This is a genomic window from Dyadobacter sp., assembly GCF_039919315.1.
Taxonomy (GTDB): Bacteria; Bacteroidota; Bacteroidia; order Cytophagales; family Spirosomataceae; genus Dyadobacter.
The window spans coordinates 102,732-126,793 of the sequence record NZ_JBDSFX010000018.1 but is presented as its reverse complement, the minus strand read 5'-3'; the positions used below and the strand labels follow the sequence as shown (position 1 = coordinate 126,793).

At 44.4% G+C, this 24,062-nt stretch carries 19 protein-coding genes and 1 tRNA gene; 14 read left to right on the top strand and 6 right to left on the bottom strand.

What is annotated here, in order from left to right; genetic code table 11:
• Positions 1-109 precede the first annotated feature (109 nt).
• On the top strand, positions 110-1,672 hold the full coding sequence (locus ABIO93_RS05125; protein WP_348065121.1) for a Fic family protein: 1,563 nt from the start codon (positions 110-112) through the stop codon (positions 1,670-1,672).
• Between the two features lie 299 nt (positions 1,673-1,971).
• On the opposite strand, the gene ABIO93_RS05120 is transcribed toward ABIO93_RS05125, so the two are convergent.
• On the bottom strand, positions 1,972-2,319 hold the full coding sequence (locus tag ABIO93_RS05120; protein ID WP_348065119.1) for a hypothetical protein: 348 nt from the start codon (positions 2,317-2,319) through the stop codon (positions 1,972-1,974).
• A gap of 71 nt (positions 2,320-2,390) precedes the next feature.
• Positions 2,391-3,200, bottom strand: a complete 810-nt coding sequence (locus ABIO93_RS05115) for a hypothetical protein (RefSeq protein ID WP_348065117.1) — start codon at positions 3,198-3,200, stop codon at positions 2,391-2,393.
• 482 nt (positions 3,201-3,682) lie between these two features.
• On the opposite strand from ABIO93_RS05115, the gene ABIO93_RS05110 reads away from it, so the two are divergent.
• The 4 genes from ABIO93_RS05110 (at position 3,683) to ABIO93_RS05095 (ending at position 11,099) form a co-directional block, all read left to right on the top strand.
• On the top strand, positions 3,683-6,466 hold the full coding sequence (locus tag ABIO93_RS05110) for a response regulator (protein ID WP_348065115.1): 2,784 nt from the start codon (positions 3,683-3,685) through the stop codon (positions 6,464-6,466).
• 135 nt (positions 6,467-6,601) lie between these two features.
• Complete coding sequence (locus ABIO93_RS05105) at positions 6,602-8,251, top strand: DUF4394 domain-containing protein (protein WP_348065113.1); 1,650 nt, start codon at positions 6,602-6,604, stop codon at positions 8,249-8,251.
• A gap of 37 nt (positions 8,252-8,288) precedes the next feature.
• Positions 8,289-9,878 (top strand): DUF4394 domain-containing protein, encoded by a 1,590-nt coding sequence (locus tag ABIO93_RS05100; RefSeq protein ID WP_348065111.1) that lies wholly within the window; start codon positions 8,289-8,291, stop codon positions 9,876-9,878.
• Between the two features lie 231 nt (positions 9,879-10,109).
• Positions 10,110-11,099, top strand: a complete 990-nt coding sequence (locus ABIO93_RS05095; RefSeq protein WP_348065109.1) for a hypothetical protein — start codon at positions 10,110-10,112, stop codon at positions 11,097-11,099.
• 2 nt (positions 11,100-11,101) lie between these two features.
• Here ABIO93_RS05095 and ABIO93_RS05090 read toward each other — a convergent pair whose 3' ends face one another.
• Together ABIO93_RS05090 and ABIO93_RS05085 are read right to left on the bottom strand one after the other, a co-directional pair.
• Positions 11,102-11,683, bottom strand: coding sequence for a hypothetical protein (locus ABIO93_RS05090; protein WP_348065107.1), 582 nt, complete (start codon positions 11,681-11,683; stop codon positions 11,102-11,104).
• 24 nt (positions 11,684-11,707) lie between these two features.
• The gene (locus tag ABIO93_RS05085) at positions 11,708-12,499 is read right to left on the bottom strand and encodes a hypothetical protein (protein ID WP_348065105.1); all 792 of its coding nucleotides are present in this window, start codon (positions 12,497-12,499) and stop codon (positions 11,708-11,710) included.
• Positions 12,500-12,658: 159 nt separating this feature from the next.
• On the opposite strand from ABIO93_RS05085, the gene ubiE reads away from it, so the two are divergent.
• From ubiE to ABIO93_RS05060, 5 genes are all read left to right on the top strand, one after another.
• Entirely contained in the window at positions 12,659-13,381 is a 723-nt protein-coding gene (ubiE, locus tag ABIO93_RS05080) for a bifunctional demethylmenaquinone methyltransferase/2-methoxy-6-polyprenyl-1,4-benzoquinol methylase UbiE (protein WP_348065103.1), read from the top strand.
• Positions 13,330-14,064: a porin family protein gene (locus ABIO93_RS05075; protein WP_348065101.1), complete on the top strand. Its 735-nt coding sequence runs from the start codon at positions 13,330-13,332 to the stop codon at positions 14,062-14,064. The genes ubiE and ABIO93_RS05075 overlap by 52 nt, the downstream gene beginning before the upstream one ends.
• Before the next feature lie 109 nt (positions 14,065-14,173).
• A tRNA-Val gene (locus ABIO93_RS05070) sits at positions 14,174-14,248 on the top strand.
• Positions 14,249-14,433: 185 nt separating this feature from the next.
• Positions 14,434-14,796: a transposase gene (locus ABIO93_RS05065; protein ID WP_348065099.1), complete on the top strand. Its 363-nt coding sequence runs from the start codon at positions 14,434-14,436 to the stop codon at positions 14,794-14,796.
• Between the two features lie 300 nt (positions 14,797-15,096).
• Positions 15,097-15,792 carry a transposase gene (locus ABIO93_RS05060; protein ID WP_348065097.1) on the top strand — a complete coding sequence of 232 codons (696 nt, stop codon included), beginning with the start codon at positions 15,097-15,099 and terminating at the stop codon, positions 15,790-15,792.
• A gap of 139 nt (positions 15,793-15,931) precedes the next feature.
• Here the strand turns inward: ABIO93_RS05060 and ABIO93_RS05055 are convergent, their stop codons facing one another.
• On the bottom strand, positions 15,932-16,450 hold the full coding sequence (locus ABIO93_RS05055; RefSeq protein ID WP_348065095.1) for a hypothetical protein: 519 nt from the start codon (positions 16,448-16,450) through the stop codon (positions 15,932-15,934).
• Between the two features lie 314 nt (positions 16,451-16,764).
• Here ABIO93_RS05055 and ABIO93_RS05050 point away from each other — a divergent pair, with 314 nt between their 5' ends.
• Complete coding sequence (locus tag ABIO93_RS05050; RefSeq protein ID WP_348065093.1) at positions 16,765-18,372, top strand: ATP-binding protein; 1,608 nt, start codon at positions 16,765-16,767, stop codon at positions 18,370-18,372.
• A complete protein-coding gene (locus ABIO93_RS05045; RefSeq protein WP_348065091.1) occupies positions 18,359-18,769 on the top strand; it encodes a response regulator in 411 nt (136 codons plus the stop codon). The genes ABIO93_RS05050 and ABIO93_RS05045 overlap by 14 nt, the downstream gene beginning before the upstream one ends.
• Here the strand turns inward: ABIO93_RS05045 and ABIO93_RS05040 are convergent, their stop codons facing one another.
• Entirely contained in the window at positions 18,770-19,927 is a 1,158-nt protein-coding gene (locus ABIO93_RS05040; RefSeq protein ID WP_348065089.1) for a Gfo/Idh/MocA family oxidoreductase, read from the bottom strand. It abuts the gene before it with no gap.
• A 131-nt stretch (positions 19,928-20,058) separates the two neighbouring features.
• Between ABIO93_RS05040 and ABIO93_RS05035 the strand changes: the two genes are divergently transcribed.
• Positions 20,059-22,170 (top strand): bi-domain-containing oxidoreductase, encoded by a 2,112-nt coding sequence (locus tag ABIO93_RS05035; protein ID WP_348065087.1) that lies wholly within the window; start codon positions 20,059-20,061, stop codon positions 22,168-22,170.
• Positions 22,167-24,062 carry a heparinase II/III family protein gene (locus ABIO93_RS05030; protein WP_348065085.1) on the top strand — a complete coding sequence of 632 codons (1,896 nt, stop codon included), beginning with the start codon at positions 22,167-22,169 and terminating at the stop codon, positions 24,060-24,062. The genes ABIO93_RS05035 and ABIO93_RS05030 overlap by 4 nt, the downstream gene beginning before the upstream one ends.

Here is a 24,062-nt window from a genome sequence, read left to right as displayed (position 1 = left end):
CTTTTGGAATGTTGAACAAAATAAACGAGATTTGGTACAACAAAATAAACGAGATTTAGTACAGCAAAATAAACGAGATTTGGTACGTCGTTAAAAACGAGATTGCATCATGGCGACACCGTCAGAAAAATTAGCTGATTCACTGGAAATACTCCATAAGCTGCAAAGTGAGCAGCAATTATCAATTATACAGGCAAGGCATTTAAGTCGGACTCATAAGGAACGATTACTAAAGACAGGCTTTATACAAGAAATTATCAAGGGATGGTATATGCCCTCTCGCCCCGATGAGGTAAAAGGTGATAGCACTAGCTGGTACACTTCATTTTGGGATTTTTGTTCAGAATATTTAAATAATAAGTTTGGCCAGGATTGGATATTGTCGCCCGAACAATCCCTTTCAATTTATGGAGCGAACTGGATGGTACCCCGGCAGCTTCTGGTTAGATCTCCCAATGCTCACAATAACACCCTCAATTTACCTTACGATACATCCATATTTGATATCAGGCTTTCACTGCCTGCGAAGAATGAAATTCAGGAATCAGAAGGTTTAAGGATATATTCTTTGTCGTCGGCACTTGTAGCCGCGTCACCGGTATATTTTACAAGAAATCCGATGGATGCCCGCACTGCTTTATCCATGGTTCGGGATGCCTCCGACTTACTTACGATTTTGCTTGACGGAGGGCATAGTATCATCGCGGGTCGCCTTGCCGGAGCATTCCGGAATATTGCGAATGACCGTATTGCAGACGAAATTGTAGAAACCATGCAGGCGGCCGGATACGATGTTCGGGAAAATGATCCATTTAATGAAAAACTTAAATCAGTATTTTCATTCAGGGAAGTTTCTCCGTACGTTAATCGAATTAAGCTTATGTGGGAACAAATGCGCGAGGTTGTTATCCGGAATTTCCCCAAACCACCAGGAATTCCGAAAAATGTTGACAGCTATTTGAAAAATGTAGATGAAGTGTTCGTTACAGACGCTTATCACTCACTTTCCATCGAAGGATACCGCGTAACTCCGGAATTAATTGAGGGCGTGCGTAAAGGAGAGTGGAACCCAGAAAGAAACGAAGCCGATAATGATCAAAAAAATGCATTAGCTGCACGTGGATACTGGCAGGCATTTCAGGCAGTAAAAGAAAGCATTGCCAAAATTCTTGACGGCAACAATTCGGGCGATGTTTTAGATAGTGACCATCGTATTTGGTACAGAGAGTTGTTTTCACCAAGTGTTGCTATCGGTTTATTGAAAGCAAGTGACCTTGCCGGATATCGTAATGGGCAAGTTTATATACGTCGTTCCATGCATGTCCCTCTCAACAGGGACGCTGTGCGAGATACAATGCCTGTTTTTTTTGATTTACTAAGGCAGGAGAAGGAAGCCGCGGTCAGGGTTGTTCTGGGACATTTCATATTTGTCTACATTCACCCGTATATGGACGGAAATGGAAGAATTGGCCGGTTTTTGATGAATGCTATGCTTGCATCAGGCGGATATCCATGGACAGTAGTTCCATTAGGAGAGCGTAATAACTATATGCAAGCATTAGAAAGAGCAAGTGTTAATCAAGATATTACTGAATTTGCTCAATTCCTTTCAAGATTAGTGCAGGGAGGATTAGAGGGAAAGGCTCTGCCCGATATTCCTAAATCCCCATAATCCCTCCCGCAAAAATAAAATCGCGTTTTTTATCAAAAGGCTATTCCTCAACACGATACTTACCCCCAGCATCAAAATCCAGCCCCGAGTACTCCAAAAAATCAAAATCAGGTTGATCAAATAAAATGCGTGCTAGTAGTGAACAGATCATTGTTTTCATGGCTAATGATAAATGGTTTGTGATGAATTTTGCTTTTCGCCCCCCACCCCGTGTGGAAAACTCAACGGCCGGAGAGCATATCCGCTTAAACCGGAGTGAAAGGAGAAAAGCGATTTTTGATTGTTGATGAAGTGTAATTCTATTCACCTCTTTTGAAACACAGCTTCACGGTATGGGGGTACAATGGATCGCTGTATTTCAGAAGGAGTTTTTTACCGGTCAGTTGCCTGATCAGGTCGGAATTCAGTTCTTCGTTTTCACTAAAAACCTTCACCCGTCCAATGGAAATGCCATCAGTGAGATAGAAGCGGATGACTACTATTCCGGCCCTGTTCTTATCCCTCAGGATTTTGGGATAAGTAAGGTACCGTTCCAGCTGGCGGCCTACTTCCCCTTTCGCCTCGACGCCGTTGCTGAGGTTGAAAGAAGCAGGATTGTCCCCGGAAATAGGGAAGAGCGACATTAAATAGAGAAACAGAATTTTCATAAAGCATGGCTAATTGTTCTGCAAGTTTATGACGCTTCTGTTCCCGATAATATACCTACAATGGGGTGTGGTCACAGAATTTTTTCTTCCCTCAAAAAATAGGCGACCTCCGTAGCGGAATTGAAGAGCCTGGCGAACTGAGTCCTGGCACCAGTCAATATGCTCTGATTATGCTTATCGATCGTTTGCTTGCTCAATGATAGCTTTTGCCCTACACGCAGGCTGGTCCAACCAGTACCTTGCGCGTAAATTTTCAGGATTTCAAATTGTCTTTTCGTAAATGGCAGATGCTCCCGTATCCGCTCACGGTAACGCTCTACGAACACATTGTACAGTTCATTGTTGTTGTTTCCGGCCAGATCGCTGTACCGCGGCGCCATTGATTCGCCGTCGTACTCTTTCACGATCGTGAAAAGGTTGGCGTAAGCTGTGAGCCTGCCCTTTGCATCGTATTGGAATGATGTGGATTCCCGCTTGACCCACCAGTAGCGGCCATTTTTTTCGCGCATCGGAAGGCACGCGATAATACGCTGGTCCATGAATTTAAAGAAACCCGGGTTCTGGCCGGTGACTTCTAGCGTCGCGATGGCCATTTGCATTAATTGCCCCACATAATTGGGATGGATCGCTTTGAGGTAGTCGTACATCGAAAACCGTGTGGTGGGGTAACCCAGCCACCGTTCGAGGCCGATGCAATTGGTGAGTTCGAAAGAAAGCAGATCGACCACGAACGAAAATCGCTCGCTGCTCACTAACGTTTTCACGGAACTTAAAAATGCGTTTTGCTCCTCCTCACTCACCTGGAATGGCAGTTCGATGTCAGTGAGACACTGATTACAACTGGCCCTGAACGCCTGATAATCCTTTCTTAAAAGTGTCATAAAAATGGAAGTTGAATAAGTACCTGATTGCCTTGATGCAGAATGATGGGGTTATCCAAGCGTCTGTCTTGGGAAGTTGTTCGGGGGGCGGTGAACGAAATGCAAAATTCAGGTTTTTGCGGGATTTACACCCGTACTTATGATGCATTTACAGGTAAATTTGTTGCATACCTGCTAGGGCGGCAGTATGAAATGGAAGTGTTAAGCCTTTAACCATTAGTGACTTAAATAGGTTTTGGGTAGCAGGTGTATCATCACGCGAAGTCTGGTTACGATTTTGGCTTGTTGCGGTAACTTGCATTATTTTGTTCGAAAATTAGCGTCAGGCACCTCGCACTTCGATCCAATCCCCTGTTTCTTTTCATCACTTACACACACTGATTTGACTTCTTTCAACCAGACCATCCTGGGAGAAAAGAAACTTTTCACATTGTTTTCCCAAGACCGGGAAAACATACTTTACTGAAATCAGATCCAATGATATGCGTAGTTTGATTTTTACTTTTTTCAAAAAAAAGTATTGTATTCTCGTCGCCCTGACGCTTTTCAGATGTTTGAATGGTGTTGATGCTTTGGGTCAAAAAACCGAGGCTGATACATTGAAGCAGGAGTTGAATCTGCACCAGGCAGAAGATACAGTCCGGGTGGACATATACATCCGTTTGAGCCGCTTTTATTTTGGCGTGGATCAAAAGCAGGCCCAGATTAATGCTGAGGCTGCATTAAAACTGGCTGAAAAACTATCGTTTCATAAAGGTATCGCAGCCGCGAAGATCTGGCTGGCGATGAATTACCAGATGATGGGGCAGAATGAAGCGGCGGTCAGGAACGCCTTAGGTGCTGAGGCTATTGCTGAAAAGTATGAATTTCCAGGCCTGCTCGCAGAGAGTTACCGGACGCTCGCGTTCATTTACACAGATCTGGAAGACCTGAAAAAGACGGAAGATTATTACCTCAAAGGTTTGAAATATGCCATTATTTCTAAAAACTTTGGCTTACAGGCCAGGATTTTAAATGGCCTAGGTGACGTTGAGATGCGGAAGGATAAGCCTTATGAAGCTCTTAAACGGTTTTTTCAAAGCCTTGCTCTCGCCCGGGAGCATTCTATGTCTTTTTATCTGCCGGTGATCCTTTCCAATATTGGCGCGACTTACGGCACTTCATTAAAGAATACGATTTTACAGGAGAAATATCTTAAGGAAGCACTACTCGCCGCAAGAAAAAGCGGCAACAGGTACGTGGAGGCCACAGTATTGGCAAATATGGGCCAAATGTTTACAAAAATGGGCAAGTACCGTGAATCGGAAATGTATCTGCATCAATCTTTAAAAGTCGACCAGGAAAGCGGTATTAAAAACGGGACACAAAAAGTGTATCTCAAGTTGGTCGAGCTGAGTATGAAACAAAATAACTTTCCCAAAGCAAAGCAGTACATTGATGAGTATTATGAGCTGAGAAACAGTTTGTTGAACGAAGAAAAAAGCAAGCAGATTGTTCAACTCGAGGAACAGTTCAAATCGGAAAAACGGGAGCAAAAAATCCAATTGCTGGAACAAGAAAAGCGATGGCAGATAGCCTCTAAAAACTTCTGGATCATTGGCTCTGTGCTCCTTTTTATAGCGGCCGTCATTATCTATTACCTGCAGCAGTCGCGCAACCGCAAGTCGAGGCAATTGTTGGAAGTGCAAAAGACACTGATCGATCAACTGGAAGAGACAGATCTGCTCAAATCCCGCTTTTTTGCCAATATCTCCCACGAGTTTCGTACCCCGCTTGCGCTTATTCTGGCCCCGATCGAAGAGATCCTGAATTCACCCAATCCCTCCATTTATGACCATAAGGATCTTAAAATGGTGAGAAGAAATGCCAATCGCTTGCTTGACCTTGTCAATCAGTTGCTGGATCTGTCCAAATTGGAAGCGGGCAAGATGAGCCTTCAGATCCAGCAGGGCAATTTGCAGGAATGGCTTCGTGTACTGACGGCATCTTTTGAATCACTGGCCGAGGCAAAGAAAATCACATTCACTGCCAATATTGAAATGGCCCGGCCCGACGCCTGGTTTGATAAGGACAAACTGGAAAAGATCATCAGTAACATACTTTCCAATGCATTCAAGTTTACTCCGGCGGGTGGAAATGTGACATTATCAATACATGCCAATGCTGACGACTCTGAAATGCTCATTACCCTGGCAGATACAGGCATAGGTATCGCCCGGGAAGACGTACCGCATGTGTTTTCGCCATTTTATCAGGTACGCAGAACAGTGGACGATAGCCAGCCGGGAACAGGACTTGGGCTGGCGATGGTCAGTGAGTTGGTAAAACTACACCGCGGAAAGCTTGATTTTAGAAGTGAGCAAGCCGCCGGTACGATCATCAACATCGCATTACCGATAAGCAGGGAAAAGCTTCATTTTGCCGAAGAAATGATGTTGGAAACAGAACCTGTTATTCTAAAAACGACAAAGGAGGAACATTATATTACCACAGACATAGAACCCAATAGTGAGGCTCCCGACTGCATTTTAATCGTGGAAGATAATCCGGAGCTCCGGAATTTTATTGCCAATGTGTTCCATGACCAGTTTAAAGTGATCACCGCGAATGATGGAGAGGAAGGTTTGAAAACTGCCATTGACATGATGCCAGACCTGATTATTTCCGACGTAATGATGCCCCGGATGGACGGGATCGAACTTACCCAACAAATCCGGGATCACGAGCTGACGAGCCACATTCCGGTGTTGCTCCTCACTGCCAAGTCGGACAGAGAGTCGCGTATGGACGGCCTGCGCACCGGTGCGGACGATTATTTGGCCAAGCCGTTTTCCACGGAAGAGTTACGGGTGCGAGTAACGAACCTGATTTCGCTCAGGAAAAAACTGGCGGCCAAATACCGGAACGAGATCATGAATGGAGCGACGAAAGAACGGGTTCCTTCGTCTGACGACAAGTTTGTGGCCAGCCTGCGCGCTGCGATAGACGCGCATATGGGTAATGCTTCATTTAGCGTGGAGCAACTCGCCGAGGAAATGTGCCTGAGCAGGACGCAATTATTCCGAAAGGTGAAAGCATTGCTGGACATTTCGCCCAATGAGCTGATCAACGACATCCGTTTGCAGCGTGCTGCTATCCTTATACGTTCCAAAGCAGATTCGCTCACGCAGATCAGCTATTCGGTTGGATTCAGCGAGCAATCTTATTTTGCCAAAAGATTCCGCAGAAAGTACGGTGTCTCGCCGAGCGAATACGCAGATACCTGATTTTGAGCACTTTTTGCAACGTTTCTATCTGACTTTGCAACATTTGTCATAGCCTTCCCTCCATCATGGCTGATACTTTTGTGACCCTGTTCCCGGCATATTGCCCGAGCAGAAATTCACACAAAACAATAGTCCATGAAAATTTTTAGCACATTTCAATTGGCATTGAAGTTTCTCTGCCTTGTACCATTGCGAATACCTGTTATGGTTTTGCTGCTTGGCTTTTTTACTCAGGCCTGCACGGATCATGTTACACCTGACGAGGGTGATGAAGATGATCCCGTTCAACTACCTGGCACACCCGCTGGCAAATTTTATGCGTTGGCGGAAGGCAATCTCTTGTACGAAATTGATTTCAACAATACCACACAGGCACTTGACGTCATCAAAATAGAGACGCAATATCCTGATGAAAAAATAGTCGCTATCGATTTCAGGCCTGCTACCGGGCATTTATATGCGATTAGCAGCTTTGGCGAGGGATACATGGTGAACGTAAATGTCAATCGCATCGTCCGTACCACCGCGATTAATCCGTTTGGGACTCGTCCAAAAAGACCAATTAACTTTAAGGACATCGATTTTGATCCTGTCCTGGATAAGTATCGGACATTGATGGATGATCAGAATTACCGGTCAGACCCTGAATTATTGGATATCGATTTTGACAACGGTGAGCCACTGGGCGTAAAAGATCCCAACCTGGGAGCTATTGCCTTTGATAATAACTATGCTGGTGCAACCGGTACCACGCAATATGCAATCGACCCGGTCAATGATCGCCTGATTCGATATGAAGACCGGGCATCAAGACAAATTCGGGTTGTAGGTGGCCTTGGTGTAGACATTAAAGTGATAGCCGGCTTTGATATTTCTCCGAGAACCAGCGGAAAGCAAGCATATGCCATCGCTTCCGTGTTAATAGGGGATAATTGGGAGTTGCACCATGTAAACCTGCATACCGGAAAGCTAACCAAGGTCGGCAGTATGCCTGGCGGGAACAAATTCCTGAGTATTGCTATCCCGTCACCAGTGGCTTATGCTTTGGATAAAAATCATAATCTCTTGGTATTTAATCCGGAGGACCAGCTCGAAAAGGACCCTCAGCATCTGATTATTTCAAAGCCTGTTACCGGTATTCCTCAGGATGTAAAATTGCTAGGTATCGACTTTTCAGTTTCAGTAAGGCCCCGAATTTACGCACTGGGCAGTAATAGCAAAATTTATGAGATCAATCATACGACAGGACAAGGCAAATATTACACCACATTGTCAATGCCGTTTGATCTTACAAACGATCCAGCCTTTGGAATTGATTTTGATCCGTATAATAACAATTTGAGGGTTGTCAACAGTACCAAACATGGGTTCAATGTAGATCTGAATGGAGGCATAGTATCCGATTTTAGAGCTCTGACATTCAACGGAGATCCCGTAGGTCTCGATGCAGGAGCTTTTGACAACAGTCAGGTAGGAGTCAAAAATCCCGGAGATACTCATTTTTTTGTCATCAGCAGTGAAAATAAGACGCTCTACAAAAAGGCATACGGCTCGCAGGAACTTAGCAAAGTCGGTGATTTGAATATCCAGTTTGACAAATTCAACGGTTTTGACATTGGTGGCAAATACGACCGAGGCTATGGATTGTTCAAAGTAGATGGCAGCACGGGATTGTATGAAATCAATCTGACTAATGCATTGGTGAGGCGGAGAATTTCGACACTGCCTTATGATGTGATCGGTTTGGCACTTGGCAACTACTTGTATAACACGCAGGGCAACTAACCAACCTAAACATCTCAAACTAAAAACCATCTCAACCATGAAAATTTCTAAAATAGTACCATTACGTATACCAACCCTAGTGCTGCTCCTTGGACTGCTGATTCAGGCTTGCGAAGATCATCGCCAATCGGTCAATCCCAGTGATTATGAATTGCCCGGTTTCATGGTCTATGCTTTAAATGACAATAATACAGTGTACCGGATTGATACGAGAAAGCCTTGGATCATGATGGATTCTATCAAACTGGAGACGAGAGACCCGGGTGAAAAAATCGTTGCGATTGATGCCCGGCCAACAACGGGAGAAATATTCGCCATCAGCGATAACGATATTGTCTATGTGGTTAATACGACTGGCTACCGTGTGCGAAGACCGGTTTTTATTTTTTACAAATTGGGACTTGACGTAGATCTGAGTAAAACGACTGTCGGTTTTGACATTGATCCGGTTAAGGATCGGATGCGGATAGTTACCGGCAAAGGCGCAAATGTGCTGGCAAGGTTGGAAGACGGTCAAATCGAGGGAAGAGGTGTTTCGACACCTGATGTAGGAGCAGTTGCATATAGTAACAACTATCCGGGTGCAACAAGCACTTCGCTTTTTGGAATGGATGCTCATGCTGATAAGCTTGTGAGATATGAAGATCCTGATGCTGGTAGTATCACTACGGTAGGCAATTTTGGTATAGACGTTGAGGAAGTGGGTGGGTTTGACATTTCGACTACGACAAGCTTCGGGGACCAGTTTGGTATCGCATCTATTCGATATGAAGGTAAATGGGAGTTGGACTACGTCAATCTGAAAACGGGCAAATTGCAGAAGATAGGAGATTTGCCTAAAAGGAAAATTATCGGGGTTGTGATTCCGGCCAATGTAGCCTATGCGATCAATGACGGAAATACTTTGCTGACATTTAATCCAGTGGGATCGATCGATGAAGACGGCGATATTCGTGAAACCCGGATCAAAGGCCTTCCTAACGGCGTAAAGCTGCTGGGTATTGATTTTAATGTCAGCCCATTGACGAAGTTGTACGCATTGGCCAGTGACAGCAAAATCTATCAGATCAATCCGGGGACTGGCGAGGCTAAAATGTCATGTAAGCTGGATCTTACGATTAATCTCAGTGCGGATCCTGGGTTCGGTGTCAGTTTTGAGCCTTTTTCAAATGAAATGAGAGTCATGACAAGCGATGGGCTTTTCTTCAGCGCAGACGTGGAGACGGGAAGGGTTACCGAGCTGAATCCGCTCTATTACCCGGCAGGAAAAGTGAAGGGTCTTGATGCGATGGCTTATGCAAATAGCCAGCCAGGTCTTGAAAAGCCTTACGACTACACATTTTTGTTCGGAATCGACCGGGAAACGAATGTGATCCTGCGACAACCGAGTGCAAGTAACAATTTGAAGAAGGAGGGAACACTGAACATTTCGGGGAAAATAGACAAGGTGAATGGTTTCGATTTTGGCGGGTATTCCGAGTTTGCGTACGGCATATTGAAGGTAGACGGCGAGACGAGATTTTACAAAATCAATGCCGTAACGGGTCAAACGGAATCGAGCCGCTTCAAGTACAATAATGTCGGTGGACTTGCCATGGGATACAATTTTTATAACATGCCATACTAATTGCAGCGGCTTACAAAGCCGACTATTTTACGTCTTTTTTTAAGAATGTCATTGAGAGTGGTTTTTGGGAGAAACTGCTTCTCAATGGCATTTTTTGTTAGCGTTTCAATATGTCAAATACCGGCTACAAAAATTGACTTTGAAAAATAAGCCCTGGTAAAAATCGTGGAAATAACATTATAGGACTTACTTTTGTGTACTCATACGCCACGTTCCAAAGAATATTACTGCATGCAAAAAGTAGATGTTTGTATCAACTACTATGGAAAGCCTTATCAAACAGCCGTTACTTTGCTAAGCTTATGGGAGCATTCTTCCAGGCACATTGATAAGATTTTCGTAATCGTAGAAAAAGTCCAGCCCTACGACGAGTATGGCAGCGTACCGCTCCTTAAATATGTTTTGAAAGACCTTCGGGTAGAATATGTTTACCCCAAACATTTTTACTATGCAGGCTCACCACCGGTAAGCTGGCTCGACGACCCCGAAAAAAGGTACGGTCTCAAATACCAGTATGCTTTTGAAAATTCTACCAGTGAATTCCTGTTCCTAACGCATAACGATTGCTTATACCACAGCGATCTGATCGGAGAAATGCTTCCTGCTGCATCGCAGGATAAAGTAGCAGGCGTAGGGCTGATAGGGCAATGCTGGAATTGCCCGGCCATGTCTGCTAAACTTTGCGATGGCGCCAGATTTGAAAGCTACGTGCCGAACGCCACAGAGCTCAAAGAATTGACGGTTCAATACAGCCCGCCACGTGAGAAAATCCACCTGGAACTGATCGAAAGCGGTTACATTCATCCGCTTCCCGAATGCAGGCTCAATGAGTATGCGTGCCTGATCAATGTTGCGGCTTACCAGCAGAATGTGTTTCCAAAAGGAGATATCCTGCCGCTGGGTGGCAACTGGCACGGTACCGACTGGGGGACGATCTGGTTTTATGAAATGTACAACCGGGGATACAAATTTGTGAACTTCCCTTTCGAACCGAAAATGGTTCACGCGCCTTTTTCCATCAATGGAAGCGGCCACGTAGCCGATTCGGATTTTGATCTTTACAGGGAAACAGAAAGGCAGGCGCAGGAGTATCTGTTAAAAAACAGCAGCATTACGGGAGATATTCCGCTATCCGTGAGCATGGAACAAAAGCAGATTAAGGCTAACCGGTTTTTGGGAAAAATAATTAATAAAGTAAAAACTACGCTGAGCTCTTTATAACCTCAGTTGCCAAAAATCCGCCTGTCTGTAATCAATGTGCGGTGTTCTTCGAGAAAAACGCAGAATGCGTTGATCTGCATTTCCTGATGTGAAAAGTCGAGGGTGTGATCGTATTCTTCGTGGTACACTTCCGTAAAATCAGTGATAATGTAGCGGAGGCTTTTAATGCCTTTGGACCGTAATGCAGGCAGATAAAAGTTCTGGTGACTTTTGGCATAACAGCCCGGCTCGTACTTTTTGGTGGTTTTGATATCCACTGCCAGCATTCTGCCCAGCACATCCACGTAGCCGTAAAGCAGCACATTTCCCAGCTGATATTCGCAGTATACCTGCGTTTTCATCATCGGACGAGGCAGCAGCGCTCGTACCTGCGCCAGGATATCCGCGTCAAAACGTTCTTCATCCGTTCCTTTAATGACCGCTTCTTCAAAAGACGAGCCTCTAAGCTGCGCCTCAGTCTGCGGTACAGGGACCCTATTTATTCTGTTAATGAGCTCATTGTCATCAATGTAGCCTTTTTCAAAGCGATCGTAGCTATTGAGCAATGTGGGATAGATCTTGTATTTAACAGCGTTCAATTCCATTTTGTAAAGAAAATATTCCCAAAGTTATTTCCCTAAACCTTTGAAACGATAGGTGAGGGAAACAGTCAGGAAACTGAATTTGTCATTGGGAGTATCGCTATACGATTCTGCTTCTTCGGGATTAATGAGCCTTTGTCCCGAAGTAGCATCCATTTTATCCGTCCGGACGAAATAAAAACGATAGTCGATACCCACTTTCCATTTACGGAACAGTTCATAGTCCAGAGAAGTGCCCAGCGGGAGAATTCCTTCGCGCGTCTTTTTAATTCCGGTTGGTCCATGCGGCGGCCCCCAGCGTAAAAACAATGGATTTCTTGCGCTCAATGTGCTGTTAGTGAACCTGATCAGTTTATTATTATCAATGTCAAAGGCATTGCTGCTAAAATAGATCAATCCCAGTCCGCCGTAAATCCAGACATGCGCTGGTCCTGGTTCCAGTTGGCTGAATTGTTCGGTAAGGTCCCATTTGGCTGTTAATTCCAAGGTATTGTATTCATTGATAAAATAGGAATTGAAAAACGCCAGCTGCTCACCACCCAGCTTTCCGGCAGTGTAGTCGAAATGCACGGCAACTTGCTTGTTGACCGACCGGCCCAGACTGATACCGGCCATTCCCTGCATATCCTGGTCATTCAATTCTCCAAAAAACTGAGTGAGGCCGCCCCGGATATCCACTGAAAAAGGAAGGGGCTGCTTTCGGTTGTAACTTTTTTTCCTGCTGATACCATTGGAAAAAGGTTTGTACCGAAAAGACGACTGACCAAATGATACTCCGATTATGAGGCTGAATGCAGCTGAAAGTAAAAGTTTACGCATGTGAAACCGCGGGTTAGTTCTAAATGTTGTGGTAATAACTATTTAGACGCAAGTTTCTGGTTTTGGTCATCGTACGCAGCCAATTAGATTTGGACGCTCCATGAGATAACCGTAAATATCTGTTAGTTTTGTTTATAGAAGCATTTAGAAAAAGGAAAAATGAATGTAGTACCCTACAAGGATAAGGAAGGAAGCAAAAGAGAGCAGGTAGCGGAAATGTTTGACAATATTTCTCCAAAATACGATCTGCTCAACCACCTTTTGAGCGGTGGCGTTGATATCTATTGGAGAAAACGCGCCATCAAATTATTGAAACAGCAGCAACCGAAGGTCATTCTCGACATTGCCACAGGTACCGGTGATTTCGCCATTGAAGCGCTGACACTTAAACCCGAAAAAATCATAGGGGTTGACATTTCAGAGGGAATGTTGGCCGTAGGACGTCAAAAGATTGCCAAACTGGGCAAGCAGGATATTATCACCCTGCAAAGCGGTGACTCTGAAAGTTTGTCTTTTGCAAACAATTATTTTGATGCGATCATCGTTTCGTTTGGAGTACGTAATTTTCAGAATTTGCTGGTCGGCCTGACTGAGATGAACCGCGTGATGAAGCCGGGCGGAAATTGTGTGGTAGTAGAGTTTTCCAAGCCCCGCAGCTTTCCGTTTAAGCAGTTTTATAATTTTTATTTCAAATACATATTACCATTAATAGGAAACACCGTCTCAAAGGATAGTGCAGCTTATACTTATCTGCCAGAGTCGGTTCAGGCATTTCCGGACGGAGAGGCTTTCCTGGAAATTTTTAAAAAAGCAGGTTTCATAAATACCAAATGCATACCACTTACCTTCGGGATTTGTTCTATTTACATCGGTCAAAAATAATATTTGGCATTCTTGCGCTGTTCATGACGGTTCAGGAAGTGAAGTCGCAAGGCGTTGGATACAGGCGGCGGCATCTCGAATATTATGACGACAAGCCCATTCACTATGGGATCCTGTTTGCCGTTCCGTTTACAAGGTTCAATATCAAGCATAGTAACGAGTTTATCCCCAAAGATTCTGCATTTGTCATCCAATCGCCGACGAATGCTGCATTCCGGTTTGGATTTGTTGTGAATGCATTCCTGACCGAGCATTTTGACATTCGTACGACACCTTCTGTTTCGTTGTACAACCGGAATGTCAAGTTCAGCTATCCGAGCGGCACAGAAAAAACGGAGAGGCGCGAGTCGACGTGGATTGAAGTGCCGATCCTGTTAAAATACAAATCATTAAGACGCGTCAATTCCAGAATGTACATGGTTGCGGGGATGACTTTGGGGATTGAAACCAATGTCAAGCGCAGCCGTGGTAACGGTGCAGGAAGGCTGGATACCAAGTCCAATGACTTGTCCATTGACTACGGTGTTGGTTACGAGCAGTTCTTCGAGTACTTCAAATTTGCACCTGAATTACGCTTTTCTCATGGTATAGCGAACGTATTTCAGCCAACTAAAAATTCTTTGGGAACGGGGATCAGCCGAATGTCGACACATACGGTAACGCTTTATCTAAATTTCGAATAAGTAAATACTGATTATCAGGGAATTGTAAATTTTTTGCAATTTTTTTCTAAAAATATTTGCAGACGTAAATTTAGTCCTACATATTTGCACTCCCAAACGACGGGGAAAAGGGAGTTTAGCTCAGTTGGTTCAGAGCATCTGCCTTACAAGCAGAGGGTCGGGGGTTCGAATCCCTCAACTCCCACGAAAGAAAAAGCACTGAGCAATCGGTGCTTTTTTTGTTTTAAACCTTGATATGACGCATCTGCCCTACAAGCATAGGGTCGGGGACGGTCCGCCGCGCGGTTCGAATCCCTCAAGGATCAAATCAAAAACTTGTGGAGTGCATAGGATTTATCTAGGTTTGTGTTTTAATCAAACCGGTTTGTTTTGGAGAGTTTCTTGCCTATTGTTCAGTTTTTATTACCCGAATTCATTTTAGAAAATTTCAATCTTACTTCCGTAGACAAAGACGGAGATACCTTTCACGTTCGCATTGAAGAAAAGAACGCTGCTGATAACGATCCAGACAGGAAAAATTTACTCTCCAAAGGCTTCTTTCCTACCATTACGGTACAAGACTTTCCGATCCGTGGCCATAAGGTCTTTCTTCACATCAAGCGCCGTCGGTGGCTAAATACAAAGACTGGAAAAGTGGTGTACAGGGACTGGACAGAAGTTGCAGAAGGAACGCGGATGACTAGTGAGTTTTCCGCTTTTTTAAAAGAAATCGGTCGATACCAACCCGAGTAGTGCTTGGACAATTGGACGCTTCTATGGAGTGAGTGGTAAGGATTTACTGCGTCAATTCGGATCGCCGAAGCGACCGTGATTTTCAGAGTGGATTTAAAGATTGGACTCAAAGAGGCCATGCGAAAAAATGGCTTTTATTCCCTCAGAATTTAGGTTCACAACTCTCAATTGATGAAACCAGCTTATCGCGTGGTGAATTATATACTATTCTAACGAACAAAGCTGCCAAAGGTGGAAAAGTCGGACCGCCGATGCGGCAGTATAGTTGCTATTGTAGCCGGCACCAAAGCTGAAACAGTGATGGAGATTCTTCGCAAAATTCCAAGATCTCAGCGTAAGAAAGTTACGGAAATCACACTGGATATGGCTGGGAGCATGGGAATGATAGCCAAACAATGTTTTCCAAGAGCGGTACAAGTGACAGACCGCTTTCATGTTCAGCGGTTAGCTATGGACGCTTTGCAAGAAATCCGAATAAAATATCGCTGGGATGCTCTGGATGAAGAAAACAGTGCTATTGAGCAAGCCAAAGCGACCAGCGCAGTATACGAGCCCGAAATTTTATCCAACGGAGATAGTGTCAAGCAATTACTTGCCCGAAGCAGGTATGCACTCTACAAAAAGCCAAATACCTGGACTGAAAGTCAAAAAGAAAGGGCTGAACTTGCCTTTGAACGCTTCCCTGATTTAAAGAAAGCATACGATTTAACGCTAGAATTGAGCAATATCTTCACAAACACAACCGAAAAGATTTACGGATTAACAAGATTAGCAAAATGGCACGAGAAGGTCAGACAATCAGGCTTCAAGTCATTCAATTCCGTTGCCAGGTCTATCGAGATCCACTACCAAACCATCGTGAATTATTTTGACAACAGAAGTACCAACGCTTCCGCCGAATCTTTCAACGCGAAAATCAAAGCTTTTAGAAGCCAGTTCGGAGGAGTTCGGAATGTAGAATTCTTCTTGTATCGTCTGACTCAGTTATATGCTTAATCCAAGTTGCTCCACAACATTTGGTCTTGATCCTCCGCCGCGCGGTTCGAATCCCTCAACTCCCACAAAAGAAAAAGCACTGAGCAATCGGTGCTTTTTTTGTTTTAAACCTTGATATGACGCATCTGCCCTACAAGCCTCACTCAAACTCATACTTCATCTCTAAATCAACCTTTCCCTCAATCTTCGGTACGACAGACGTGAATGCGAACCATTCGCCACCTTTGCTACTGTCCGATTTTTTACCCGCTACCGTTACCTTTAGCACATACTGACCATCGCTCATCGGAACCAGGCGCTGTTTCATTTTTTTGATATTAACTGGCGTATTGGATTCTGCAAGGGCCGCCTTCATTCCAACTATCAAGGAAAAGTAAGTAAAATTGATGATAGGCAGATCTACGCCAGGCTTGCAGGAGAAAAATGACTTGTAAGTAGTCGCATCATTGATGACCCTTAAAACAATGGGCTCATTCCTGTAAGTCCCACTATACCATTGATCCAGTAAACATTGTATCTGATCAGTTTCAAATGTGGTATTGACCTGATTAAAATAAGGCATTGGCGCGTTTTCCGGGATAGGTGGGTCGGAGCTTTTGCTACAACCTGCCAAACTAGCCAGAATAAATGCTAAAAGGATGAAAGAAATGCTTCTCATGGAGAGGTTTAGTTTGAGTTGCAGGTACCTATTTCTAAACGATTAATGTAATGATTCATTTTTTTGTTGTAAATTTTTTTATTGAAACCACAATTAAGGAGCATTTTTATAGATTGTAAATAGTAGTACTTCTACACATTCGTTACGTCGGACGCATTACTGGTCATTTTTGCAGGGACAGGCTATCAATATTTGAATTGGGCTGAGAGCATCACCATTCTATTATGTATATTGGATGGTTTTTGAGCGTGAGAAAACTCAGTTGATCCGTAAGAACTGATCAATACCGTTCCCCAGAATATGATGAAAAAAATATGGATCCGGAAATTTCCTTATGTGTAACCAGCGCGGATAGTATCCGCATGTGCGGAAGCGGGGCAGCTTTGAATCAATACCAAAAAGCAGATCTATCAGAACAGATTACCGGATTTTTTGAAGGGATATTTAGTACAAAAAACTGGCCTGCAAGATGGTATTGTGGCGAATGGACCGACTTTCACGGATGGCTCTACATCCTGTCTGACGTGATGATATGGAGCGCCTATTTCCTGATACCGGTGTTTCTAATCAGAGTGGTGACTCAGCGACGCGATATTCCTTTTCCGCATACGATATGGTTGTTCGTCGCATTTATCCTGTTATGCGGAACCACACATTTTATTGATGCACTGATATTCTGGATCCCGGTGTATCGCCTGAGTGCCCTCGTTCGGTTTTTGACCGGGGTGGTTTCCATTACGACGGTCTATTACCTGTATAAAATATTTCCGAGCATATTGCTGGTCAGGTCGGTCAATGATTTGCAGAAGGAGATCGATGAACGAAACATTGTTGAGGAAAAATTAGCAGCCAGCGAATACCTCCTGACCGCTGCGGGTGAAGTAGGCCAGCTGGCAGGATGGGAATACGACCTTTCGACCAAGGAATTTAACTGGACGAAAACGGCGTCGGAAATTTTCGAAGCGGATAGCGAACAGATCATCGATCAGCAGGACTTGTTTGAGTTTTTTAATGAGCAGGATCAAATGATCATTAGACTGGCGTTGCTCAATACGCCTGAGACGAAAGTTTCATGGGATCATGAGTTTCAGATGACCACTTATGATAATGTAAAATGGGTCAGGTTCTTTGGAAATCCAGTATTTGACAAAGAAAATGAGGTATTTAAAATCCGGGGTATCATCATGGATATCAGCAGGTACAAAACATCCGAACTGAATCTGATCCGGTCCATTAACCAGATGGTGCAACAGAATAGCCAGTTGAAAAATTTTACCCACATTCTCTCCCACAATCTTCGTAACCATTCCAGTAACATTTCACTGCTGACCAGCTTCGTCGATGAAACTGCGCTGGATGATGGTAATCTCGATGTATTCAGAAAGGTCAAAAAGGTTTCCGGCCACCTCAACAGCACCCTGGACGATCTTTCTCAAATCATTAAAATACGGGAAAACAGATTGGAAAGCGAGGAGTTGGATATGGAAACGGTCACGCAAAAAGTGCTTGCTGTGATGGACGAAAGCCTCAGGGAGAGCAATACCACTGTCGAAATAAAATATGATCTGAAGACAGTCATGTTCCCGCAAGTATATCTCGAAAGTATTCTGATGAACCTGATTTCGAATGGTATTAAGTATCGAAAAGAGGGGCAGCCGGCTCACATTACATTGAAATTTTATCTCAATGGCTCAGGGGTGAAGGAGCTGAAATATGTAGATAAAGGCAGGGGAATTGATCTCGATTTACACGGTGATAAGGTATTTGGCTTGTATAAAACTTTTCATAAGCACAAGGATGCGCACGGCGTTGGCCTCTTTTTAATTAAAAATCAAATCGAAACGCAAGGAGGCAAAATTCAGGTTTTTAGTAAAGTAGACCATGGGACGACTTTTAAAATAACATTCGATGAATACGCTTGAACGACTTTGTGTAATAGACGACGATCTGGTTTTTACGTTTCTTCTCAAAAAGATGATCGAAAAGGCCCAGGTAATTCAGGAGGCTCTATTTTTTGAAAATGGTCAGGACGCCATTGACCACCTAATAGGATGTAATAACCAGCCAGAAAAGCTTCCGCAACTTATACTGCTGGATATTAACATGCCTATTCTGGATGGTTGGCAGTTTATCGATGAATACGCCAAACTCCAACCCTCATTGTCCAAATGTATCTCGATATTCATGGTAAGCTCCTCAACGGATACCGAGGATTATGATCGCGCCATGTCCACCGGCTACATTACAGATTACATCCAGAAACCCATCTACGCTTCGGAATTACAGGAAATAGTGAACAAGGTATTGACCTCGAATTGATCAGAGGCTTACCTGTTGTTTCGTTTCGGCAGCAAGAAGGCCTGCTTCCAGTACCTGAATGATTTTCAGGCCGTCGGCGAAATCCGGTTTAATGGCGGTATTCTCTTCAATCGCCTTAACAAAATCCACAACGGCGTGAACGAATGCGTGTTCGTAACCGATAATGTGCCCCGCAGGCCACCAGTGGCTCGCGTATGGATGGACCGCTTCCGTAGCCAGAATAGTACGAAATCCCTGTTCCCCGTCATGATCCTCCCGCGAGAAGTATTGTAGCTCGTTCATTCTTTCAAGGTCAAAAACCAGGCTGCCCTTGCTACCGTAGATCTCAAAGGTCAGACGGTTTTTTCTGCCGCTGGCAAACCGTGTAGCCTCGAATGAGCCTATGGCGCCATTTTTAAAATTAACGAGCATCAAAGCAGCGTCTTCCACAGTCACTTCGCCCATTTCGCTGCCCAGCGATACAGCCGAAAGACTTCCCGACGCGGCTTCGTCCGCTATCGGCCGTTCCTTGACAAAGTTGGTGGTGAGCGCAGATACAGTCGCAATGTCACCGATCAGGAAATGCGCCAGATCCACGGCATGTGAATTAAGGTCCCATTGAGGGCCAGCCTGGGCTGTTTCCTTTTTCAATTGCCATGTTAATGGAAAGGTAGGGTCTACGATCCAGTCCTGCTGGTAGGCGCATCGCCAGTGGAAAATGCGACCGATTTTCCCGTCTTCGATCATCTTTTTGGCAAAAGCTACCGCCGGGGTTCGTCGATAATTATGGTTCAGGTAATGTTTGATATTGTTTTCTTCACACACTTTCAGCATTTCTTCGGCTTGCTTACTGTTCATAGCCAGCGGTTTTTCGCAGAAAATGTGCTTCCCAGCTCTGGCAGCAGCTATTGCTACCTCATAATGCAGGTGCTGAGGCAGTGCAATGTCGATAATGTCAATGTCGGGACGTGCGATGAGTTTCTTCCAGTCCGTTTCAGTTTCTTCCCAGCCCCAATTTTGAGCAAATTCAGTAAGCGATTGCTGATGTCTTCCGCAAGCGACTTTCAAAACCGGAATGGCGGGGGTATCAAAAAATAACGGTGCTTTTTTCCAGGCATTGCTGTGCGCCCGACCCATAAACTTGTAACCAACGATACCTACATTAAGCTGTTTTTCCATTCTTATCTGATGGGTTTTTGCCTTTATTCCAAAAAAATAATAAACGTCAAAAATATTAAAACTTTGTGATTGCAGATAATCTTGTAAATTTCTGCCCAGGAAGATTTTTACTCACAACACACTATATTTTAATGAAACAACTTGCGCAAAATCTGCGGACGGGTAAAACCGTGTTGCTCGAAGTACCCTCACCTCTTGTGAAACAGGGCTATTTGTTGATCAAAACACATAAAAGCCTCGTCTCTACCGGTACCGAAAAAATGCTGGTCCAGTTCGGAAAAGCAGGCTTACTTAAAAAAGCCCGGCTCCACTCTGACAAAATTGAGCCTTTATTAAATAAAATGCGATCCGATGGCTTTACAGCTACCGCCCGTTCCTTGATGCAGCGACTCGATCAGCTGCTTCCGCTGGGGTATTGCAATGCTGGCGAAGTTATTGCGGTGGGGAAAGGAGTGAATCACTTCAAAAAGGGAGACCGGGTTGTCAGTAACGGGCCGCATGCGGAGGTGGTCTGTGTACCTGTGAATCTTGTGGCCAAAATCCCGGAGTGTGTCACGTTTGAGGAGGCCGCATTCACCGTAATTGCGTCTGTGGGTTTGCAAGGTATCCGTTTGTTATCGCCGGGGATAGGCGAAACGGTTGTGGTAATTGGTCTGGGTTTGACGGGCTTGCTCACGGCGGAAATGCTGAAATTGAACGGCTGTCGAGTCATTGGGATCGAACCTGACGAAGGGAAGCGTCTAATAGCAGCTGAGAAGGGTATTATTACATTGCATCCGCAACATTCGGATCCCGAAAAACTTGTTGCAAACCTCACTGATGGGTTAGGTGCTGATGGAGTTATGATTACTGCATCGTCCAACTCCGATAACCTGCTATCACTCGCTGCGAAGCTGGCAAGGAAGAGAGGTAAAGTTATTTTGATCGGCTCGATCGGGATGAACCTGCGTCGCGACGATTTTTACAAAAAGGAACTGACATTCCAGGTTTCCTGCTCGTATGGGCCCGGCCGTTACGACAATGCTTATGAAGAAAAGGGAATGGATTACCCGATTGCTTTTGTACGATGGACGGAAAATAGAAATTTTGAAACGGTACTAAGCATGCTGGCGACGGGATCGCTGAATGTAAAACCATTGATCACAGAAACCATTCCGCTGGCTGATTTCGGAAAAGTGTACGATCAGATCATGAAGTCGAACACCATTGCCTGTCTTTTCGATTATCCGGACACGACTTGTTATAAGAACACAATCCTTTTTCAGGAAGTACCGTTAAGAAAAGCAAATACAGTCGCGGGGATCGTTGGAGCGGGCAACTTCGTTCGTGTAACGATGTTGCCTTTGCTGAGGGGGTTTTCTATCAAATACATAGCCAGCGAAAACGGCTTTTCCGCCGCGGGGCTCGGTGCTAAATATCGGATACCGTTTATTACAACCAATTTTGTCGACATTTTGAATGACGATGAGGTAAACCTCGTCATGATCGCAACGAGACATGACAAACATGCCTCAATGGTAATCAGTGCATTGAATGCAGAAAAGCATGTTTTTGTCGAGAAACCGCTTGCTATATCTCCGGAGGAATTGGAGGAAGTCATCCGGATTTGGGAAATCAGGAAGCATTGTGCATCGCTGAATGTGGGCTTCAATCGCCGCTTCTCTTCACACGCATTGAAAATGAATGAGCTACTGGGCAATGAATTAATGAATGTGGTCGTGACAGTCAATGCAGGCTACATTCCACCCGATTCATGGGTTCATGATCCTGCTGTCGGAGGCGGGAGGATCGTAGGAGAAGGTTGTCATTTTGTAGATCTCATCACCTTTCTTACAGGTAGCAAAGTGACGGCGGTGTGTATGAACGTCATGGACCTTGGGGATAGCCGCATGCGAGACAATGCTAATATTTTACTGCGCTACCAAAATGGCTCAACGGGCGTGATCAATTATTTTTCCAATGGTCACGCCTCTTATTCCAAAGAGCGGGTGGAGATTTATTCACTCGGCCGGACGCTGGTTTTGGACAATTTTATCACATTAACCGGCTACGGATTTAAAGGTTTTACGAGATACAGATCCGGTCAGGATAAGGGGCATGACACGCAATTTCGCCGGTTGAAGGAAATGGTCAGCAACGGCGGATCATCCCTTATTCCGTTTGGTGAAATTATCAATACTACCCGGGCCACATTCGCAGCGATAGCAAGTTTGAAGAACAATTGCTGGATCTCGGTCGAATGAAAAATCTACATGATTACTACCAGCTATTTTTTCATTTGTTCCAATATATGGGACCGCGCTATGTGGTTTTCCGTTTGTGGTACGAAATGCAGCGCAGTACCGGTTTGCTGCGGCTCAGATTTCCAATGAAAAGCAGAGCCAGACATTTTGCCACATTGGCAGACTGGCAGCGCTTACCTGTAAAATTCTTCTTTGACCCTCGAAATTTAAACATTGAAAAGAATAGCTCCCTTTACGATTTGAAAGAGCGCGCTGAGAAAATCGGACAAAATCAGTTTCTCTTTTTCAGTTCGGAGTGGTACGCGGTAAAAGACTGGCATACTAACCCGAAAAGCGGTTTTACTTACGAAATAAACCAGCATTGGGCGAAGATTCCCGACTTTTCGAAAGAGGCAGGTGACATTAAATATGTTTGGGAGAAGTCCAGGTTTACATTCCTTTATGACCTGATCCGTTATGATTTTCATTTCGAGAAAGATCAGTCACAACCGGTTTTTTCATTGATATGCGATTGGATTGACAAGAATCCGGTGAACTGCGGGCCAGACTGGAAATGTGGTCAGGAAATCTCGCTGAGGGTCTTGAACTGGGTTTTTGCGTTACATTACTACCGCAAATCAGTTACCCTGACACAGGAAATCCTCAATCAGATCTTGGGTAGTATCTATGATCAAATGAATCATGTGGAGAAAAATATCAGTTTTTCGCTGATAGCAGTGCGCAACAATCACGCATTGACGGAAACATTGACGCTATATCTGGTAGGACTGCTCTTCCCCTGTTATCCTGACAGCAAACGTTGGAAGGAAAAAGGTAAAAAATGGTTTGAAACAGAAATCGCCTACCAGATTAATGAAGAGGGGACTTTCCTGCAATTTTCTATGAACTACCACCGCATTGTGGTTCAGTTGTTATCCTGGGCGCTAAAACTTGCGGAACTGAATGGTGAAGGGTGGTCGCATACCTTACACGAGCGTGCGAGGAAATCCGTAGCATTTTTACATGCCTGTCAGGATGGTATCAGCGGCTGGCTACCTAACTATGGTCATAATGATGGCGCTTTATTTTTTTCGCTTACCGAATGTCATTTTCGCGACTTCCGACCGCAGTTAACAGTGTTAAGCAGGCTTTTAAACATGGATCTGGGCTTTGGAAATGGACCGTGGAATGAAGAATCTGCCTGGCTGGGAGTGGAGGAGAGGCCTAACATGATATTGGTTCGGAAGGCAAGTTCAACCTACCCAAAAAGTGGCTACTACATATTACACGATGAATGCTCCACTACATTCCTACGTTGTGGAGCATATCAAAACCGGCCATTTCAGGCTGATAATTTGCATTTGGACATCTGGGTTAATGGCGTGAACATCCTTCGAGACGCAGGTAGCCATTCCTATTACACCGACGAGCCATGTGCCGGATATTTCACGAGTACTATCGCCCACAATACAGTTGTGCCAGGGGATTATGGGCAAATGTCAAAGCAATCGCGATTTATATGGTTTCATTGGGTAAAAAAAGCCAGCGGAGTTATTCGCGATGAAGAAGGATTTCAGATTTTGGAGGCGGAATTCGAAGGTTTCAAACATCTTGGACGAGGAATAATTCACAGACGAGAAGTAAAGAAGGCAAAAAACAAATTTCATTGGGAAATTGAAGATAGGCTGGTAAATGTGCCTGCCCATTTACCTATGAACCAAATCTGGCATCCCGGTGAAAACTTTTCAGAACATTATCAAATGCAGTCCTGGGATGAAAATGGCTCTGAAATGCTCAAAGAAGTTGTTTCTGGTTGGTATTCTGAACTTTATGGTCAAAAAGTCAGCAGTCCGCAATGGGTTTTTTCTACTTCCGGCAGATACCTCAGAACCGTATTGACTGAAATTAAATAA

What these genes read in the sequence shown, in the direction of transcription:
- ABIO93_RS05125 (WP_348065121.1), top strand. Translation starts at nt 110, where the DNA reads ATGGCGACACCGTCAGAAAAATTAGCTGATTCACTGGAAATACTCCAT.
- ABIO93_RS05120 (WP_348065119.1), bottom strand. Translation starts at nt 2,319, where the DNA reads ATGAAAATTCTGTTTCTCTATTTAATGTCGCTCTTCCCTATTTCCGGG.
- ABIO93_RS05115 (WP_348065117.1), bottom strand. Translation starts at nt 3,200, where the DNA reads ATGACACTTTTAAGAAAGGATTATCAGGCGTTCAGGGCCAGTTGTAAT.
- ABIO93_RS05110 (WP_348065115.1), top strand. Translation starts at nt 3,683, where the DNA reads ATGCGTAGTTTGATTTTTACTTTTTTCAAAAAAAAGTATTGTATTCTC.
- ABIO93_RS05105 (WP_348065113.1), top strand. Translation starts at nt 6,602, where the DNA reads ATGAAAATTTTTAGCACATTTCAATTGGCATTGAAGTTTCTCTGCCTT.
- ABIO93_RS05100 (WP_348065111.1), top strand. Translation starts at nt 8,289, where the DNA reads ATGAAAATTTCTAAAATAGTACCATTACGTATACCAACCCTAGTGCTG.
- ABIO93_RS05095 (WP_348065109.1), top strand. Translation starts at nt 10,110, where the DNA reads ATGCAAAAAGTAGATGTTTGTATCAACTACTATGGAAAGCCTTATCAA.
- ABIO93_RS05090 (WP_348065107.1), bottom strand. Translation starts at nt 11,683, where the DNA reads ATGGAATTGAACGCTGTTAAATACAAGATCTATCCCACATTGCTCAAT.
- ABIO93_RS05085 (WP_348065105.1), bottom strand. Translation starts at nt 12,499, where the DNA reads ATGCGTAAACTTTTACTTTCAGCTGCATTCAGCCTCATAATCGGAGTA.
- ubiE (WP_348065103.1), top strand. Translation starts at nt 12,659, where the DNA reads ATGAATGTAGTACCCTACAAGGATAAGGAAGGAAGCAAAAGAGAGCAG.
- ABIO93_RS05075 (WP_348065101.1), top strand. Translation starts at nt 13,330, where the DNA reads ATGCATACCACTTACCTTCGGGATTTGTTCTATTTACATCGGTCAAAA.
- ABIO93_RS05060 (WP_348065097.1), top strand. Translation starts at nt 15,097, where the DNA reads ATGGAGATTCTTCGCAAAATTCCAAGATCTCAGCGTAAGAAAGTTACG.
- ABIO93_RS05055 (WP_348065095.1), bottom strand. Translation starts at nt 16,450, where the DNA reads ATGAGAAGCATTTCTTTCATCCTTTTAGCATTTATTCTGGCTAGTTTG.
- ABIO93_RS05050 (WP_348065093.1), top strand. Translation starts at nt 16,765, where the DNA reads ATGGATCCGGAAATTTCCTTATGTGTAACCAGCGCGGATAGTATCCGC.
- ABIO93_RS05045 (WP_348065091.1), top strand. Translation starts at nt 18,359, where the DNA reads ATGAATACGCTTGAACGACTTTGTGTAATAGACGACGATCTGGTTTTT.
- ABIO93_RS05040 (WP_348065089.1), bottom strand. Translation starts at nt 19,927, where the DNA reads ATGGAAAAACAGCTTAATGTAGGTATCGTTGGTTACAAGTTTATGGGT.
- ABIO93_RS05035 (WP_348065087.1), top strand. Translation starts at nt 20,059, where the DNA reads ATGAAACAACTTGCGCAAAATCTGCGGACGGGTAAAACCGTGTTGCTC.
- ABIO93_RS05030 (WP_348065085.1), top strand. Translation starts at nt 22,167, where the DNA reads ATGAAAAATCTACATGATTACTACCAGCTATTTTTTCATTTGTTCCAA.